This window comes from Arthrobacter sp. AG367, assembly GCF_007828995.1.
In the GTDB taxonomy this organism is placed as follows: domain Bacteria; phylum Actinomycetota; class Actinomycetes; order Actinomycetales; family Micrococcaceae; genus Arthrobacter.
The window spans coordinates 22,299-36,755 of sequence record NZ_VIVE01000013.1 but is presented as its reverse complement, the minus strand read 5'-3'; the positions used below and the strand labels follow the sequence as shown (position 1 = coordinate 36,755).

Annotated in this window: 13 protein-coding genes; 7 read left to right on the top strand and 6 right to left on the bottom strand. The window is 65.9% G+C overall.

Annotated features, from left to right (window positions below; translation table 11 throughout):
- Positions 1 to 82 precede the first annotated feature (82 nt).
- Positions 83 to 820: an HAD family phosphatase gene (locus tag FB478_RS20165; protein WP_144601430.1), complete on the bottom strand. Its 738-nt coding sequence runs from the start codon at positions 818 to 820 to the stop codon at positions 83 to 85.
- 218 nt (positions 821 to 1,038) lie between these two features.
- Positions 1,039 to 1,656 carry an alpha/beta hydrolase gene (locus FB478_RS20160; RefSeq protein WP_056391027.1) on the bottom strand — a complete coding sequence of 206 codons (618 nt, stop codon included), beginning with the start codon at positions 1,654 to 1,656 and terminating at the stop codon, positions 1,039 to 1,041.
- A 172-nt stretch (positions 1,657 to 1,828) separates the two neighbouring features.
- On the opposite strand from FB478_RS20160, the gene FB478_RS20155 reads away from it, so the two are divergent.
- The 5 genes from FB478_RS20155 to FB478_RS20135 all read left to right on the top strand — a co-directional run bounded on the left by FB478_RS20155 (position 1,829) and on the right by FB478_RS20135 (position 6,637).
- A complete protein-coding gene (locus FB478_RS20155; protein ID WP_018769660.1) occupies positions 1,829 to 2,086 on the top strand; it encodes a DUF6458 family protein in 258 nt (85 codons plus the stop codon).
- 268 nt (positions 2,087 to 2,354) lie between these two features.
- Entirely contained in the window at positions 2,355 to 3,161 is an 807-nt protein-coding gene (locus FB478_RS20150; RefSeq protein WP_056391029.1) for a DeoR/GlpR family DNA-binding transcription regulator, read from the top strand.
- Positions 3,158 to 4,195, top strand: coding sequence for a 1-phosphofructokinase family hexose kinase (locus tag FB478_RS20145; protein ID WP_018769658.1), 1,038 nt, complete (start codon positions 3,158 to 3,160; stop codon positions 4,193 to 4,195). The genes FB478_RS20150 and FB478_RS20145 overlap by 4 nt, the downstream gene beginning before the upstream one ends.
- A gap of 2 nt (positions 4,196 to 4,197) precedes the next feature.
- Positions 4,198 to 6,294, top strand: coding sequence for a fructose-specific PTS transporter subunit EIIC (locus FB478_RS20140; RefSeq protein WP_056391033.1), 2,097 nt, complete (start codon positions 4,198 to 4,200; stop codon positions 6,292 to 6,294).
- 67 nt (positions 6,295 to 6,361) lie between these two features.
- Positions 6,362 to 6,637 carry an HPr family phosphocarrier protein gene (locus FB478_RS20135; protein WP_018769656.1) on the top strand — a complete coding sequence of 92 codons (276 nt, stop codon included), beginning with the start codon at positions 6,362 to 6,364 and terminating at the stop codon, positions 6,635 to 6,637.
- Positions 6,638 to 6,779: 142 nt separating this feature from the next.
- Here FB478_RS20135 and FB478_RS20130 read toward each other — a convergent pair whose 3' ends face one another.
- From FB478_RS20130 to FB478_RS20120, 3 genes are all read right to left on the bottom strand, one after another.
- Positions 6,780 to 7,211 (bottom strand): SRPBCC domain-containing protein, encoded by a 432-nt coding sequence (locus tag FB478_RS20130; protein WP_056391037.1) that lies wholly within the window; start codon positions 7,209 to 7,211, stop codon positions 6,780 to 6,782.
- 3 nt (positions 7,212 to 7,214) lie between these two features.
- Positions 7,215 to 8,057 (bottom strand): class I SAM-dependent methyltransferase, encoded by an 843-nt coding sequence (locus FB478_RS20125; protein WP_018769654.1) that lies wholly within the window; start codon positions 8,055 to 8,057, stop codon positions 7,215 to 7,217.
- Between the two features lie 131 nt (positions 8,058 to 8,188).
- Positions 8,189 to 9,286: a Ku protein gene (locus FB478_RS20120; protein WP_144601429.1), complete on the bottom strand. Its 1,098-nt coding sequence runs from the start codon at positions 9,284 to 9,286 to the stop codon at positions 8,189 to 8,191.
- Positions 9,287 to 9,326: 40 nt separating this feature from the next.
- On the opposite strand from FB478_RS20120, the gene FB478_RS20115 reads away from it, so the two are divergent.
- Positions 9,327 to 11,870: an ATP-dependent DNA ligase gene (locus tag FB478_RS20115; protein WP_018769652.1), complete on the top strand. Its 2,544-nt coding sequence runs from the start codon at positions 9,327 to 9,329 to the stop codon at positions 11,868 to 11,870.
- Positions 11,871 to 11,995: 125 nt separating this feature from the next.
- Here FB478_RS20115 and FB478_RS20110 read toward each other — a convergent pair whose 3' ends face one another.
- A complete protein-coding gene (locus FB478_RS20110; RefSeq protein WP_018769651.1) occupies positions 11,996 to 12,253 on the bottom strand; it encodes a hypothetical protein in 258 nt (85 codons plus the stop codon).
- 437 nt (positions 12,254 to 12,690) lie between these two features.
- Between FB478_RS20110 and FB478_RS20105 the strand changes: the two genes are divergently transcribed.
- Entirely contained in the window at positions 12,691 to 14,280 is a 1,590-nt protein-coding gene (locus FB478_RS20105) for an MFS transporter (RefSeq protein ID WP_018769650.1), read from the top strand.
- Positions 14,281 to 14,457 lie beyond the last annotated feature (177 nt).

Sequence of the window (14,457 nt, the reverse complement as noted above, 5' to 3'; positions counted from 1 at the left end):
GGAATGCGGTATTCGAATTGGTGCTGCCGGGGAAGCAGCAGGGGTTGCCCGGGGGAAGGCAACGGGGTTTCTGGCGGCGGGTTTAGGGAAGAAGTTCCTGGAGGTCGTTGACCACCAGGGTGGCTCCGGCATCGAGCAGCGTCTGCCGCCCTGCGCCCCGGTCCACGCCAATGACCGAGTGGAACGATCCCGCGTGTCCGGCCTGCACGCCGGACACGGCGTCTTCCACCACCACGCACCCGGAGCTGGACAGGTCCAGCAGCTTGGCTGCGTATTCGTAGGTGGCCGGGCTTGGCTTTCCGGGGAGGCCACGCTCTGCGGCCACCACCCCGTCCACTACGACGGCGAAATGGTGGCTGAGTCCGGCGGCCTTCAGGACGGCGGGGGCATTACGGGAGGAGGAGACGACGGCGACCTTAAGTCCGTGCTCAAGCGCAGCCTGGAGGAAGCGCACCGAGCCTTCGAACGGTTCGACGCCGGCGCTCACGATGTCGTTGAAGATCGCGTTCTTCCGGTTGCCCAGGCCCTGGACCGTGTCATTGGAAGGGTCGTCATCCAGCGGGCCTTCCGGCAGCGTGAGTCCCCGGGACGCCAGGAAGTCGCGCACTCCGTCAAAGCGGGGCTTGCCGTCGATATGGTCGAAGTAGTCGCTTTCGCTGTAACCGGAGACCCCCGGCTGCGAGGCCAGGTATCCGTCGAACAGTTCCTGCCAGGCACGCTCATGCACAGTGGCCGTGGGCGTCAGCACCCCGTCCAGGTCAAACAGGATTGCTGCCGCGCCGGTCCAGGCGGCGGTATCAGCTGCAGTTTGTTGTGTCATCAGCAGTGCGGTGTCCTCTCGGGTTGCGGACTACCGGCCCTGCCGGGACAGCCTGAAGGAAGGTGCTGCCGGCGCATTTGCGCACAGCATCGCTTCCTTGCCCGCCCACTGCAGGACCGATCATGGCCGTAGACGAGTGTAAGCGCTTGCAAATTTGACTTGCAAATGTTTTTTTAGCCGTTCACACAACTGCCCACGGCCATGCAGCGGCATAGGGGTCAGCGCAGCACGTAATGGCGCAGGAAGGCGCTGACGTCCACCATTTCCGCCTTGGACATGGCGTGCCCCATCCCCGGGTAGGTGCGGGCAGTCAACAGCGTGTTCTTTTCGAGCCATTCGGCGGTGTAGGCAACGGCGTCTTCGTTAATTACCAGGTCCGCCTTGTCCCGGCCCCAGAAGAACGGCGGCTTGGCCTCGAACGAATCCATCACGGAGAGGAGCTCGTTGTTGAGTACGAAGCCGGACAGCCCCACGACGGCCTTATAGTCTTCGGGATGCAGCCGCAGGAGGGTACTGGCCATGGCCATGCCCTGGGAGTACCCCATGAGGCTGACGCTGCTGTGCCGGTCCTTGACGGAACTGATCCAGGCGTGCACCGCGTTGGCGGCCGAGATGACGTCCGCAAAGTCGTTGGCCAGGAAGTAGTCGAGCAGGAACCAGCCCCAGTGGTCGCCGATGGGCATGGGGGCCCGCAGCGCCGCGAAGGTGAACTCCTGCGGCAGGTACTCGAACAGGCGCACCATCCGCGACTCGTCCGTCCCGTATCCATGCATCATCACCAGTAAGGGAGTGCCGGCGCGTTGCCCTTCCGGCCTGGACCACACAACTGTTTCCACCGGACAAGCCTAGCCATGGAACCGCGCCGTCCCGGGCGGGTCGTTGAATCCGGAATCACAGGGAGGTAGCGTGACGCTTGACAGACAGCAGGCTTAGCTTTCGAAGTGTACGCACCACCTTTCCGTCAGGCCCTACCAGCGCCGCGCAGGACGCGGCCCTAAGGAGCAAGTCATGAGAATCGGCTCGTCAATCTTCCTCATCGCCCTCGGCGCCATCCTTGCCTGGGCCGTTGCTCCAGGGCTGATTCCATTCGTGGACCAGCAGCTGGTGGGCTACATCCTGATGGCCGTGGGCGTGATCGGACTTATCGCTTCGCTCATCCTCGCTTCCCCCGGCCGCAGCCGCCGCGTGAGCGAGTCCCGCTCCGTCATTGACCCCAATACCGGCGAGCGCATCACGCGGCACGAAAGCCGCGACGGCGGCGTCTAAGCAAGGCGCAATTCGGGGCAGGTGCCCGGAGAGGCGTCGATGAAAACCCGGAAAGCCGGGCTGGACAGAACCTGTCCAGCCCGGCTTTCGCCATTCCCGGCAACGTCCCCCAAAGAAACGCAAATATTGTTTCATGTTGGTTTCCATTGACAAACCAACAGAAGCAAAGATAAAGTCAAGTAACCCAACATCGATGTGATGCCAGTCACGTCGATGTCGGGAACCCGCAAGGCAACAGAAACAGCAGGACCTACGCAACGGAGGGTACGTGTTCGCCGAGGAGCGCCAGCAAAAGATTGCCGAGCTTGTCGCCGGCAGTGGCCGGGTCAGTGTGACCCTGCTGGCTGAGCGCTTCAGTATCACCACCGAAACAGTCCGCCGGGACCTTGCAGCCCTGGAAAATGCCGGCACTGTCCGCCGTGTCCACGGCGGCGCGGTAGCGGCAGACCGCTTCAGCACCACCGAGGAAAGCGTTACTGACCGGGCCATCCAGCGGCCGGACCAAAAAATCCGGATTGCCGAAGCCGCCCTGGCCCTGATCCCCCGGAACTCGTCCGCCAGCGTCCTCATGGACGGCGGCACCACCACCGAGGTGCTGGCAGACATGCTGGCGCGGCGCACCGCCGTCGAACCTTCCGACGGGAACGGACCCCACCACGAACTGGTGGTCATCACCCACGCCGTCCCCATCGCCAGCAAGCTCTCCAACGTTCCCGGCGTTGCCCTGCAGATCCTGGGCGGGCGGGTCCGCGGAATCACCCAGGTGGCCGTGGGGCAGGCAACCGTGAACGCCGCCGCCCGCATCCGCCCCGACATAGCGTTCATCGGCACCAATGGCATCCACGCCACTTTTGGTGTCAGCACTCCCGATCCTGAAGAAGCAGCCGTCAAGGCAGCCTTCGTCCAGTCGGCACGCCGCATTGTGGTGCTGGCCGACTCCTCCAAGCTGGACACGGAAACCCTGGTCCAGTTCGCCTCCCTGAAAGATCTGGACACCTTGATCACAGACAGTGAACCCGGACCTGAGCTCGCAGCCGCCCTGGAAGATGCCGGCGTAGACGTGGTGGTCGCATGATCATCACCTTCACGGCCAACCCCAGCCTTGACCGGACCGTCGCCCTCCCGGGCCCGCTGGAAAGGGGTGAGGTGCAGCGCGCCGTCTCCGTCCGCCAGGAGTCCGGCGGTAAGGGCGTCAACGTCTCCCGTGCACTGGTGGCTTCCGGCCTGGAGTCGCTTGCCGTCCTCCCCGGGGCGGACAGCGATCCCGTCCTCGCCGGCCTGCGTGAAAGCGCAGTTCCCTTCGTCTCGCTCCCCATCGATGAGCCGCTGCGCACCAACGTGGCGCTCACCGAGCCCGGCGGCGTGACCACCAAGATCAACGAACCCGGCCCCGTCCTGGGCGCCGACCAGCAGGAAGCCCTCGTCAAGCTGCTGCTGGAAAGCTCCCGCGGTGCCAGCTGGGTGGTCCTGGCCGGCTCGCTGCCGCCTGGATTCCCGGACAACTTCTACGCCACGGTGGCCCGGCGGATCCGGGAGGCGGGCAACGGCACTGCGCCGCTGATCGCCGTCGACTCCTCCGGGGCGCCCCTGGCCGCCGCGTTGACTGGCAACGGCGCCTCTGACGCCGGAACCAGCGGCGGACCAGGCACCGGCGGCGGAACAACCACAGGTTCCGGGAAACCGGACCTCCTCAAGCCCAATGCCGAGGAACTGGCGGAGCTGGCCGCAGCCGCCGGCTTCGCCCCGGCCTCCGGTGACGAACTGGAAGCGGACCCGGCTGCTGCCGCGGCCGCCGCAGCCGCCGTCGTACGTTCCGGTGTGGGTGCTGTGCTGGCAACTCTCGGTTCCAAGGGAGCTGTCCTTGTTACGGCCGACGGCGCGTGGCTGGCCACGCACCCGCCGGTCGCCGCGGTCAGTACGGTAGGCGCGGGCGATTCCGCTCTTGCCGGCTACCTGCTTGCCCACGGCCGGGGCGCCGCCCCTGCCGACTGCCTTCGCCAGGCGGTGGCCCATGGTGCCGCCGCTGCCTCCCTGCCGGGTTCCACTGTTCCGGCAGTAAACCAAACCACCCCGGATGCCGTAACCATCACGGCCCTTCGAAAGGATTGACAGTGACCCAGCTCATCACCACGGAACTGGTCGAGCTCGACCAGAACCTGGGCAATGCCCCCGAAACGGTGATCCGGCATCTGGCAAGCAAGGTAGCTGCCGCCGGACGCGCCTCAGAAGTCGAAGGCCTGTTCGCAGACGCCTTCGCCCGCGAGCAGAAGACGGCCACCGGAATCCCCGGCGGCATCGCCATCCCGCACTGCCGCTCTGCAGCGGTCACCGTGCCCACCCTGGCCATGGCCCGGCTCAACCCGAAGGTGGACTTCGGCGCCAAGGACGGACCGGCAGACCTGGTGTTCTTCATTGCCGCTCCGGACGGCGCGGACCAGGAGCACCTGAAGCTGCTGTCCAAGCTGGCACGGTCCCTGATCAAGAAGGACTTCACCGCAGCCCTCCGCAACGCTTCATCGGAAACGGAGATTGTGGAACTGGTCGAAGGCGCACTGGCTGACAAGCCGGCCGCACACGCCGCACCCGCCCCCGCTGACGCAGTCCCGGTTGGCGCCGGCGTCGGTTCAACCGGTTCCCCGGCTGCTGCCGGTGCGCCCGCAGGGGCATCGGCAGGTTCCGCCGGCAAGGGCCCCAAGCGCCTCGTCGCCGTCACCGCATGCCCCACCGGCATCGCACACACCTACATGGCGGCCGATTCCCTCGTGGCAGCCGCCAGGGAAGCAGGCGTGGACCTGCAGGTGGAAACCCAGGGTTCCTCCGGCGCCAAGGCGCTGGACCCCGCCGTCATCGCCGCGGCGGACGCCGTGATCTTCGCCGTGGACGTTGACGTGCGCGGCAAGGAGCGCTTCGCCGGCAAGCCCGTCATCAACGCCCCCGTGAAGCGCGGCATCGACGAGCCGGACAAGATGGTCCAGGAAGCGCTCGCCGCAGCCGACAACCCCAATGCCCGGCGCGTCCCGCACTTCGGGGCTGAGGAGCAGGCCGAGCACGAGGCTGAGGAAAAGGGCGAGCACATCGGGCAGAAGCTCAAGAAGGCCCTGCTCACCGGTGTCAGCTACATGATTCCGTTCGTGGCAGGTGGTGGCCTCCTGATCGCCCTCGGCTTCCTCATGGGCGGCTACCTGATCACCAAGTACGCAGACAACATAGTGGTCCAGAACAGCCTCTTCAACCTGCCCACCGAGTTCCCTGACAACGCCTGGGGCCCGCTGGGCGCCTACCTGGGCGCGGTGCTGTTCAAGATCGGTGCGCTTTCACTGGGCTTCCTGGTCCCGGCGCTGGCCGGCTACATCGCCTACGCGATCGCTGACCGTCCGGGTATCGCCCCCGGCTTCGTTGCCGGTGCAGTGGCCGGATTCATGGGAGCCGGCTTCCTCGGCGGTATCGTCGGCGGCCTGCTCGCCGGTTACATCGCCCACGTGGTGGGCCGCCTGCAGGTGGCGCGGTGGCTGCGCGGCCTGATGCCGGTGGTCATCATCCCGCTGCTGGCATCCCTGGTGGCTTCCGGCCTGATGTTCGTCATCCTTGGCGGACCGATCGTGGCCATCACCAAGGGCCTGAACGCGTGGCTGTCGGGCCTGACCGGCGCCGGCGCCATCGCCCTGGGCGTAATCCTGGGCCTGATGATGTGCTTCGACCTCGGCGGACCGGTCAACAAGGTTGCCTACTCCTTCGCCGTCGCCGGCCTGGGTGCAGCAACCATGGACAACCAGGCACCGTGGCAGATCATGGCAGCCGTCATGGCGTCCGGCATGGTTCCCCCGCTGGCCATGGCACTGGCCTCCACCGTCCTGAACAAGAAGCTCTTCAGCCTGGCTGAGCAGGAAAACGGCAAGGCCGCCTGGCTGCTGGGGGCCTCCTTCATCTCCGAAGGTGCAATCCCCTTCGCCGCAGCCGACCCGCTGCGCGTCATCCCCGCCAGCATGCTGGGCGGGGCCGTGACCGGAGCCATCTCGATGGCGGCGGGCGTCGGGTCCAAAGCACCCCACGGCGGACTCTTCGTGTTCTTCGCCATCGACAACTTCCTGATGTTCGTCGTCTCAATCGCCGTCGGCACGGTGATCACCGCGCTGTCGGTCATCGCCCTGAAGCGCTGGGCAGTCAAGAAGACCGTTGATACGGTTGAACCGGTTCCCGTAACCGTCTGAACCGGCTTAGCCGCATACCCCACCGGCCGCTGAACCCTCAGCACGCCGAAAGACTAAAGGAGCAACAATGCCAGAACGCACCGCAACCGTCGCCAGCCGCGTGGGCCTGCACGCCCGCCCCGCCGCCATCTTTGCAGAGGCAGCCGGCGAGTACGACCTGGACATCACCATCGCCCGTGAAGGCGAGCCGGTCGACGAGGCGATGGACGCCGCCAGCATCCTGTCCCTTATGAGCCTGGGCGCGTCGCACGGCGACGTGGTGGTGCTCCGCGCCGAAGGTGCCGGTGCGGACGATGCGCTGGACCACCTGGTGCAGATCCTGGAAACGGACCACGACGCCTAGCAGCAGCCACGCTGCCTGAGGGCAGCACACAAGCCGGCGGCCGCCGTCGGATGTTCCCCCATTGGAAGAACATCCGACGGCGGCCGCTTGGCTTTTAAGCGTTGGGCACCCCGGTTAAGCGTTGGTTCCAAGGGCGGGCGGGTCAGCGGCGTTCAGCGAGCGCCTTGACGTCGGCCAGGAGCTTGTCCCACATGGCTTTCGAGTGCGCGGCGGCTTCCTCGGTGGGGTTCCTGTCCTGGGCCAGTGTCAGCCGGGTGGCGCCGCCCTGGTCCTCGAGCGTCCATTCGAGTGTGTGGTAGTTGTCCGGCTCGTCCTCCTGGCCGGACAACGGGCTGAAATGGGTGTGGACCAGTTTCCGTCCCGGTTCAACCGCCAGGATTTCGCCTTTGTCCTGGTACGCCTTTCCTTCCCACTCGCCCTGCCAGGTGATGGGGCTTCCAACGTTCCAGTCGGTCTCCAGCGTGGTCCCGAACATGAACTCCTTTACGGCAGCCGGGTCCGTGATCACCTCCCACACCCGCCCAGGACTTGCGTTGATGGTGGTGGCGGACGTTGCCACATGGTTCTCCGCCATGGCTCAGGCTTTCCTGGCCGTGAAGAGCAGGTACTCCCATTCCATCTGGAAGGGCACATCACCGTGGGCGTCGCCGAACGAGTCCGCCAGCTCCGTGAGGGCCTGGTCCAGTGCCTTGACCTTGTCCTGGTCCTCGCCCAGTGATTTGTACACGGAGATCATGGGGCCGTAATGGGACTTGAAGTACCTGACGAAGTCCGCGGGCTGGTGGAAGCTCTTGACCGCCAGGTTCTGCTTGCGGGTATGGATTTCGGTAACCCTGTCGCCCAACAGTTCGCGGACATGCTCCTCGCTCCCCCACAGCGGCGCCGGCTGCGCACCCGGCGGGGGCGGTGGAGCGAACGGCTTCATCGCGGTAAACATCTGCCCGATGAACCCTTCCGGCGTCCAGCACAGCAGCCCTATGGACCCTCCCGGCTTGCACACCCGGAGCAACTCGTCGGCCGCCGCCTGGTGGTGCGGCGCGAACATGACGCCGATGCAGGACATCACAGCGTCGAACTCTGCATCGCCGAAGGGCAGGGCTTCGGCGTCGCCTTCCTGCCACTCCAGGCTGACGCCGCGGTTTGCGGCTTCCCGGCGCCCTGCCTCGAAAAGCTCGGGGGTGAGGTCGCTGGCCACCACTTTGGCACCCATCATGGCTGCGGGAATGGCTGCATTGCCGGTTCCTGCCGCCACGTCGAGGACCCGCTGGCGCGGCCTGATACCGGAGGCTTCGACGAGGACGGCGCCCAGTTCCAGGAGCATCTCATCGGCGAGGGCCGGGTAGTCACCTGACGCCCACATGGCCCGGTGCTTCTTCTTCAGCTCCCGGTCAGCGTCCATCACGTCGGTCTGGTTGTCCATGTCCGTGCCCCTCTACGTGTCCGTTCAAAATGGGCGACAGCACACTGTTGGCACAGCGGAGGCTGCGATGCGACTCATTGTGGACGCGATACAGGCCGCTGTAAAGGCAGGATTGCGGCTGGGCGCCCGGGTCAGGCAGGCTTGCGCGCCCTGGTGGCCTTGGCCGCAGGCTTTTCTGCGGTCTTGGTTCCAGTGGACTTGGTGTCCGTGGACTTGGCCGCTGATTTAGACGCTGTTGATTTGGAGGCGGTTGATTTGGCTGCACCCGATTTGGCGGCCGTTGACTTGGAAGCCGTCGATTTGGCTGCGCTCGACTTGGCGGCAGCGGTTTTCGGAGCCGGGGACTTCGCGGACGCTTTCCGCGCCGGTTTGGCGGGCTCGGCCTCCTCCTCCCCGGTATCTGCTTCGTCGTCGGAAGTCCCCGTGGCAGCGGCCTCGCCGCCGCCACGCTTCCTGTCCAGGCTCCGCTTGAGGGCCTCCATCAGGTCGATGACCTCGCCCTTGCCGCCCTCACCGGCTTCGACGCCGAAGGTCTCCTCCGTGTCCAGCGATTCACCCTGTTCGAGCTTGGCCTCGATGAGCTGGCGGAGCTGCACCTGGTACTCGTCGGTGAAGGACGTGGGGTCGAAATCGGCAGCCATGGACTCCACCAGCGCCGCGGACATGTCCCGTTCCTGGGCGGAGATCCTGATGTCGGCGTCCAAGGCGGGAAAGTTCGCCTCCCGTACCTCGTCGGGCCAGAGAAGGGACTGCAGCACCAGCACGTCGTTCTTGATCCGCAGGGCCCCCAGCCGGGTTTTCTCCCGCAGCGCGAACTGGACGATGGCCACCCGGTCCGTGTCCTCCAGGGCCCGGCGGAGCAGCACGTAGGCCTTGGGCGACTTGGAGTCCGGCTCCAGGTAATAGCTCTTCTCGAACATCATGGGTTCGAGCTGCTCAGACGGGACGAACTGCACCACCTCGATCTCGTGGCTGTTCTCCGCGGGAATGGACTTGAGTTCATCCCTGGACAGGACCACCGTGCGGCCGTCCTCCTCGAACGCCTTCTCGATGTCCGAGTAGTCCACCACCTCGCCGCACACTTCGCACCGGCGCTGGTAACGGATCCTGCCGCCGTCGGCATTGTGAACCTGGTGCAGACTGATGTCATGATCCTCAGTGGCGCTGTAGACCTTGACGGGCACGTTGACCAGCCCGAACGCGATGGCACCTTTCCAGATGGCTCTCATTCATACAGTCAACATCAGAGCGGGCCGGAGGTGAAGCCCCGTGGCCGGGAGTAGGGAACGTGTCCGGGTAGCGGGGCGCGAACTGACGCTGACCAACCTGGACAAAATCATCTATCCGGAGACCGGCACCACCAAGGCGGACGTGCTGGCCTACTACGCCGCGGTGGCCCACGTCCTGATCCCGGCGGCGGCCAACCGTCTCGCCACGCGCAAGCGGTGGGTCAACGGCGTGGGCACCGCGGACAAGCCGGGTGAGGTGTTTTTCCAGAAGGACCTGGAGGATTCAGCGCCGGGCTGGCTGCCACGGGCGGCGATCACCCACAAGGACCGGACCATCTACTACCCGTTGGTCAACGACGCCGCCACCCTGACCTGGTTCGGCCAGATCAACTCGATCGAAATCCACGTACCGCAGTGGCGGGTGGATTCGCATGGCAACCAACTCAACCCGGACCGGCTGGTGCTCGACCTGGACCCGGGCGAAGGGGCCGGGCTGCCCGAATGCCGCGAGGTGGCCCTCCTGGCGCGGTCCATCCTGCAGGATGTGGGCCTGGACCCGGTGCCGGTCACCAGCGGCAGCAAGGGCATCCACCTCTACGCGGCGCTGGACGGGACGCAGACCTCTGAGCAGATCTCCGCTTTCGCCCGGGAACTGGCCCGGGCCCTTGAAGCGGACCACCCGGACCTCGCCGTCAGCGACATGAAGAAGTCGCTCCGTGCGGGAAAGGTACTGGTGGACTGGAGCCAGAACAACGCCGCGAAGACCACCGTGGTCCCCTACTCACTGCGGGGCCGGCCCACGCCCCTGGTGGCCGCACCACGGACCTGGCGGGAAATCGAATCCCAGGGGCTCAAGCACCTGGACTACCAGGAGGTCCAGCGCCGGGTGCGCGACGGCAAGGACCCTTTCGCCGCCGTCGTCAATGCCGGGGCCCGTGCCGCAGCCGGCGCTGCGGAAGGCGCTGACGCCACTCCCGACGGCGGCCCCGGCCAGGGGGAGGCATCCCACGACGGCGATCCCCGCCTGGGCAGGTACCGTTCCATGCGCGATCCCAAGGCAACGCCCGAGCCCTTCGCGGGCATCCCGGCCGGTGGCAACAGCTTTGTGATCCAGGAGCACCACGCCAGCCGGCTGCACTACGACCTCCGGCTGGAACACGAGGGTGTCCTGGTGTCGTGGGCCCTGCCCAAGGGCATTCCGGAGTCCGGGGCCAAGAACAACCTGGCGGTCCAGACCGAGGACCATCCCATGGACTACCTCACCTTCCACGGCACAATCCCCAAGGGACAGTACGGGGCGGGCGTCATGACCATCTGGGACACCGGCACGTACGAACTGCACAAGTGGATCAACGGAAAGGAAGTCATCGTCACCCTGACCGGGTCGGAGGGCGGCGGCCTTGGCGGGACCAGGAAGATCGCGCTTATCCATACGGGCCGCGGACAGGGCAAGGACGCCGAGAGCCAGTGGCTGGTCCACCTGATGGACCAGGAGCATCAAGGCGGACGACGGCGGCACGCGGCCCCGGCAGCGACGGAGCCGTCGCAGGAAGCAGGCGCAGTGGACCCTGCACCGGCCGCCGCGCCTGCTGAAACTGTGGACCCTGCCAACGGCGCTCCCGCAGACCCACTGGAATACCAGCCCATGATGGCCACCTCCGGGAACACCAGTGACCTGCAGGGCAGCGCATGGCAGTACGAGCTCAAATGGGACGGCGTCCGGGCCATCCTGGTGGCAGACCGGGAGAGGGTCCGGATCTTCTCCCGCAACGGCAACGACGTCAGCCGCACCTATCCCGAGTTCACGGACCGGGCCTGCTGGCCGGAGCACCCTTTCGTGGCGGACGGTGAGATCATCGCCGTCGGGCCCGGCGGGAAACCCGACTTCGGCCTGCTGCAGGGACGGATGAAGCTGACCCGGGCCGCCGACGTCGCCAAAGCCCGCACCACCATCCCGGTCCAGCTGATGCTGTTCGACCTGCTCTTCGACAACGGAGAAGACCTCCGGCGCAAGCCGCTCAGCACCCGGCGGCGCCGGCTGGAGGAATTCTTCCGCCCGTCCGGCTGCCCCGTGGAACTCTCCATGGTGCTGGACGAACCTGTGGACCTCCTCATGGAAAGCGCGCAGGAGCTTGGGCTGGAAGGAATCATGGCCAAGCGGACGGACAGCCGCTACGTGAGCGGCCAGCGGACCCGGACGTGGATCAAGCTCAAGACAGAACAGACCCAGGAAGTGGTGGTGGGCGGCTGGCGGCCGGGAAAGGGCGGACGCCAGGACACGGTGGGGTCGCTGCTGGTGGGAATTCCCGACGGCGACAAGCTGCAATACGTCGGCAGGGTGGGCAGCGGTTTCAGCATGCGCGAACTCACGGAACTGCGGCAGACGGTGGAGCGGCTTGGCCGGAAGACGTCGCCGTTCCATGACGTCCCCCGCCCCGACGCCGCCGACGCCCGCTGGGTCTCGCCGGAACTCGTGGGCGAGGTGACCTACGGCGAATGGACCGGGCCGGGCAGGCTGCGGCATCCCCGGTGGCGCGGCTGGCGCGTGGACAAGGACCCGGCCGAAGTGGTTCGGGAAGCCTGACCCGGGTTTTCGACGCGCCAACCACCCCACGACGCGCAAATTACCTGGCGCCCGCCAGATTTCGGGGGCGCCAGGTAATTTGCGGGTCGACGGCGGTTTTAGGTGCCGGTTACTTTAGGTGCCGGTTACGAGGAGTGCGGCATCTGCGGCCGGCCGGTGCGGTGGACGGCGGTCACGGCCGCCTCATGTCCCATCCGGCCATGGCCGGCAGCCCGGTCCTTGGGATGCCGGCGCTTCCCGTAGCCGTCCGGCCATCCACTTTGCTGCTCCATCGGGCCGGTGCCCATGACCGCAGGGCCCGGGGCCACCGGCGCATCCATGGCCGCCGCAAGGTGGTCCGCCACCTCGGGGTTGATATGGAACTGGTTGGACTGTTCACCCATTGTGGTTCTTCCCTTCTTTCCTTCGTTCTTCCTTGAAACGAAACGCCAACGAAAAGCGTCCGGGCGCGCGCGGACTGTTACCCGGAAAGAGGTGTGTTCATCGCTCTACCATAGGCATGCCACGGGGTCCTGTGAACCCCCTCCAAACGCCGTGGCCCCGGTCACTTTCGCGGCCGCCATCACCCAAAAATGGGACCTGAAACGGTTCCGGAGGGAAAATTTTTGGTAACACCGCCGTTGATCAGCGTGCTTCCCAGTAAGGGCGCGGGAAAACACGGCACAAAAAATTGCGGAATCCACCCCTGGAGTGGCCCAAAAGGGCGGACTCTACGCCATTGAACTGCCGACGCGCTACAGAAATCCCGTAAAATTGAAGGCCTGCCCAGAGCGGGGCAGCTACAAGTCGCAAGCAAATGACCTCCATAGGAGTTGCCCAAATGCCCACAGACCGAAGCAGGACCGACTCTCCAGCAGGCGCCAGGAACGCCAGCGGAACAGACCTGGCAGCCCCCGTGGCTGCCAAGAAGCCCAGGCTGCTGCCGCGCCGCCGGCTCAAGGAATCAGATGTCAACGTGGTGGACCAGCCCATGCTCAAAAAGGCGCTCGGCGGAACCATTGTTGGCAACACCATGGAATGGTACGACGTAGGCGTCTTCGGCTACCTCATCACCACCATGGGGCCGGTATTCCTTCCCGAGTCCGACCCCACCACCCAGACGCTGTTCCTGCTGGGAACCTTCGCCGCCACCTTCATCGCCCGCCCCCTGGGCGGCGTCATCTTCGGCTGGCTGGGCGACAAGGTGGGCCGCCAAAAGATCCTGGCCACCACGCTGATGATCATGGCGGCAAGCACCTTCGCCGTCGGCCTCCTGCCCGGGTACGCACAGATCGGGCTGTGGGCCGCCGCGCTGCTGGTGCTCCTAAAGGTCGTCCAGGGCTTTTCCACCGGCGGCGAGTATGCCGGTGCCACCACGTTCGTGAGCGAATACGCGGCTGACAAGCGCCGCGGCTTCTTCGCCAGCTTCCTGGACCTGGGCAGCTACCTCGGCTTCGCTATTGGCGCCGCCCTGGTTTCCGTCCTGCAGCTCACGCTTGGCCAGGACACCATGGAGGACTGGGGATGGCGCATTCCGTTCCTGGTGGCAGGTCCGCTGGGCCTGATCGCCGTCTATTTCCGGAGCAAGATCGAGGAATCGCCGCAGTTCCAGGCAACCCTTGATGCCCAGGAAGAGAACGCCAAGAATGCATCCGCCGGAGACACCGCGACGGCCAAGGGACCTGTGGGCATCGTCAAGGCCTACTGGCGCCCCATCATCGTTGCCATGGTGGTGGTGGCCGCTGCCAACACCGCCGGTTACGCCCTCACCTCCTACATGCCCACCTACCTGACGGAGTCCAAGGGCTACGACGAAGTCCACGGCACGCTGCTCACCATTCCGGTGCTGGTGGTCATGAGCCTGTGCATCCCGCTGACCGGCAAGCTGTCCGACCGGATCGGCCGCCGCCCGGTGCTATGGATCGGCGCCGTGAGCACCATCGTCCTGGCTGTTCCGGCATTCATGCTGATCGGCATTGGGCAGATCTGGTCCACCCTTGCAGGGCTTTCGCTGATTGCCTTCCCGGTGACCTTCTACGTGGCCAACCTGGCCTCGGCCCTGCCGGCACAGTTCCCCACGTCCAGCCGCTACGGAGCCATGGGCATTGCCTACAACTTCGCCGTGGCCATCTTCGGCGGGACCACGCCGTTCATCGTGGCAGCCCTGATCAGCGCCACGGGCAACGACATGATGCCTGCCTACTACCTCATGGCAACCTCCCTGGTGGGCGCCATCGCCATCTACTTCCTGAAGGAATCCGCCAACCGTCCCCTGCCGGGCTCCATGCCCAGCGTGGACACCCAGGCGGAGGCGAAGGAACTGGTGGCCACCCAGGATGAGAACCCGCTGATCGACCTGGACGAACTGCCGTTTGAAACCCAGGACGGCATCGACGCCCAGGCTGGCCGGAAGGTTCCGGCGGGAGCATAATCCCGCCGGCCGCCCGGGCACTCTTGTAGCCCACGCTCACAGGCCCGTCCCGCGTGTTTCCTTGGGGGAAGCACGCCGGACGGGCCTTGGCGTTCCTGCCGGATGTCCAAGTGTGACTGCCGGCAATATGACTCCGGCCGGTGCCGGTGGTACGTTCCCAAAGGCCCCGGGCCCGCT

Excerpts from the sequence above, each read along its gene's own strand:
- FB478_RS20165 (WP_144601430.1), bottom strand. The coding sequence starts at position 820 with ATGACACAACAAACTGCAGCTGATACCGCCGCCTGGACCGGCGCGGCA.
- FB478_RS20155 (WP_018769660.1), top strand. The coding sequence starts at position 1,829 with ATGAGAATCGGCTCGTCAATCTTCCTCATCGCCCTCGGCGCCATCCTT.
- FB478_RS20145 (WP_018769658.1), top strand. The coding sequence starts at position 3,158 with ATGATCATCACCTTCACGGCCAACCCCAGCCTTGACCGGACCGTCGCC.
- FB478_RS20135 (WP_018769656.1), top strand. The coding sequence starts at position 6,362 with ATGCCAGAACGCACCGCAACCGTCGCCAGCCGCGTGGGCCTGCACGCC.
- FB478_RS20130 (WP_056391037.1), bottom strand. The coding sequence starts at position 7,211 with ATGGCGGAGAACCATGTGGCAACGTCCGCCACCACCATCAACGCAAGT.
- FB478_RS20125 (WP_018769654.1), bottom strand. The coding sequence starts at position 8,057 with ATGGACAACCAGACCGACGTGATGGACGCTGACCGGGAGCTGAAGAAG.
- FB478_RS20120 (WP_144601429.1), bottom strand. The coding sequence starts at position 9,286 with ATGAGAGCCATCTGGAAAGGTGCCATCGCGTTCGGGCTGGTCAACGTG.
- FB478_RS20110 (WP_018769651.1), bottom strand. The coding sequence starts at position 12,253 with ATGGGTGAACAGTCCAACCAGTTCCATATCAACCCCGAGGTGGCGGAC.
- FB478_RS20105 (WP_018769650.1), top strand. The coding sequence starts at position 12,691 with ATGCCCACAGACCGAAGCAGGACCGACTCTCCAGCAGGCGCCAGGAAC.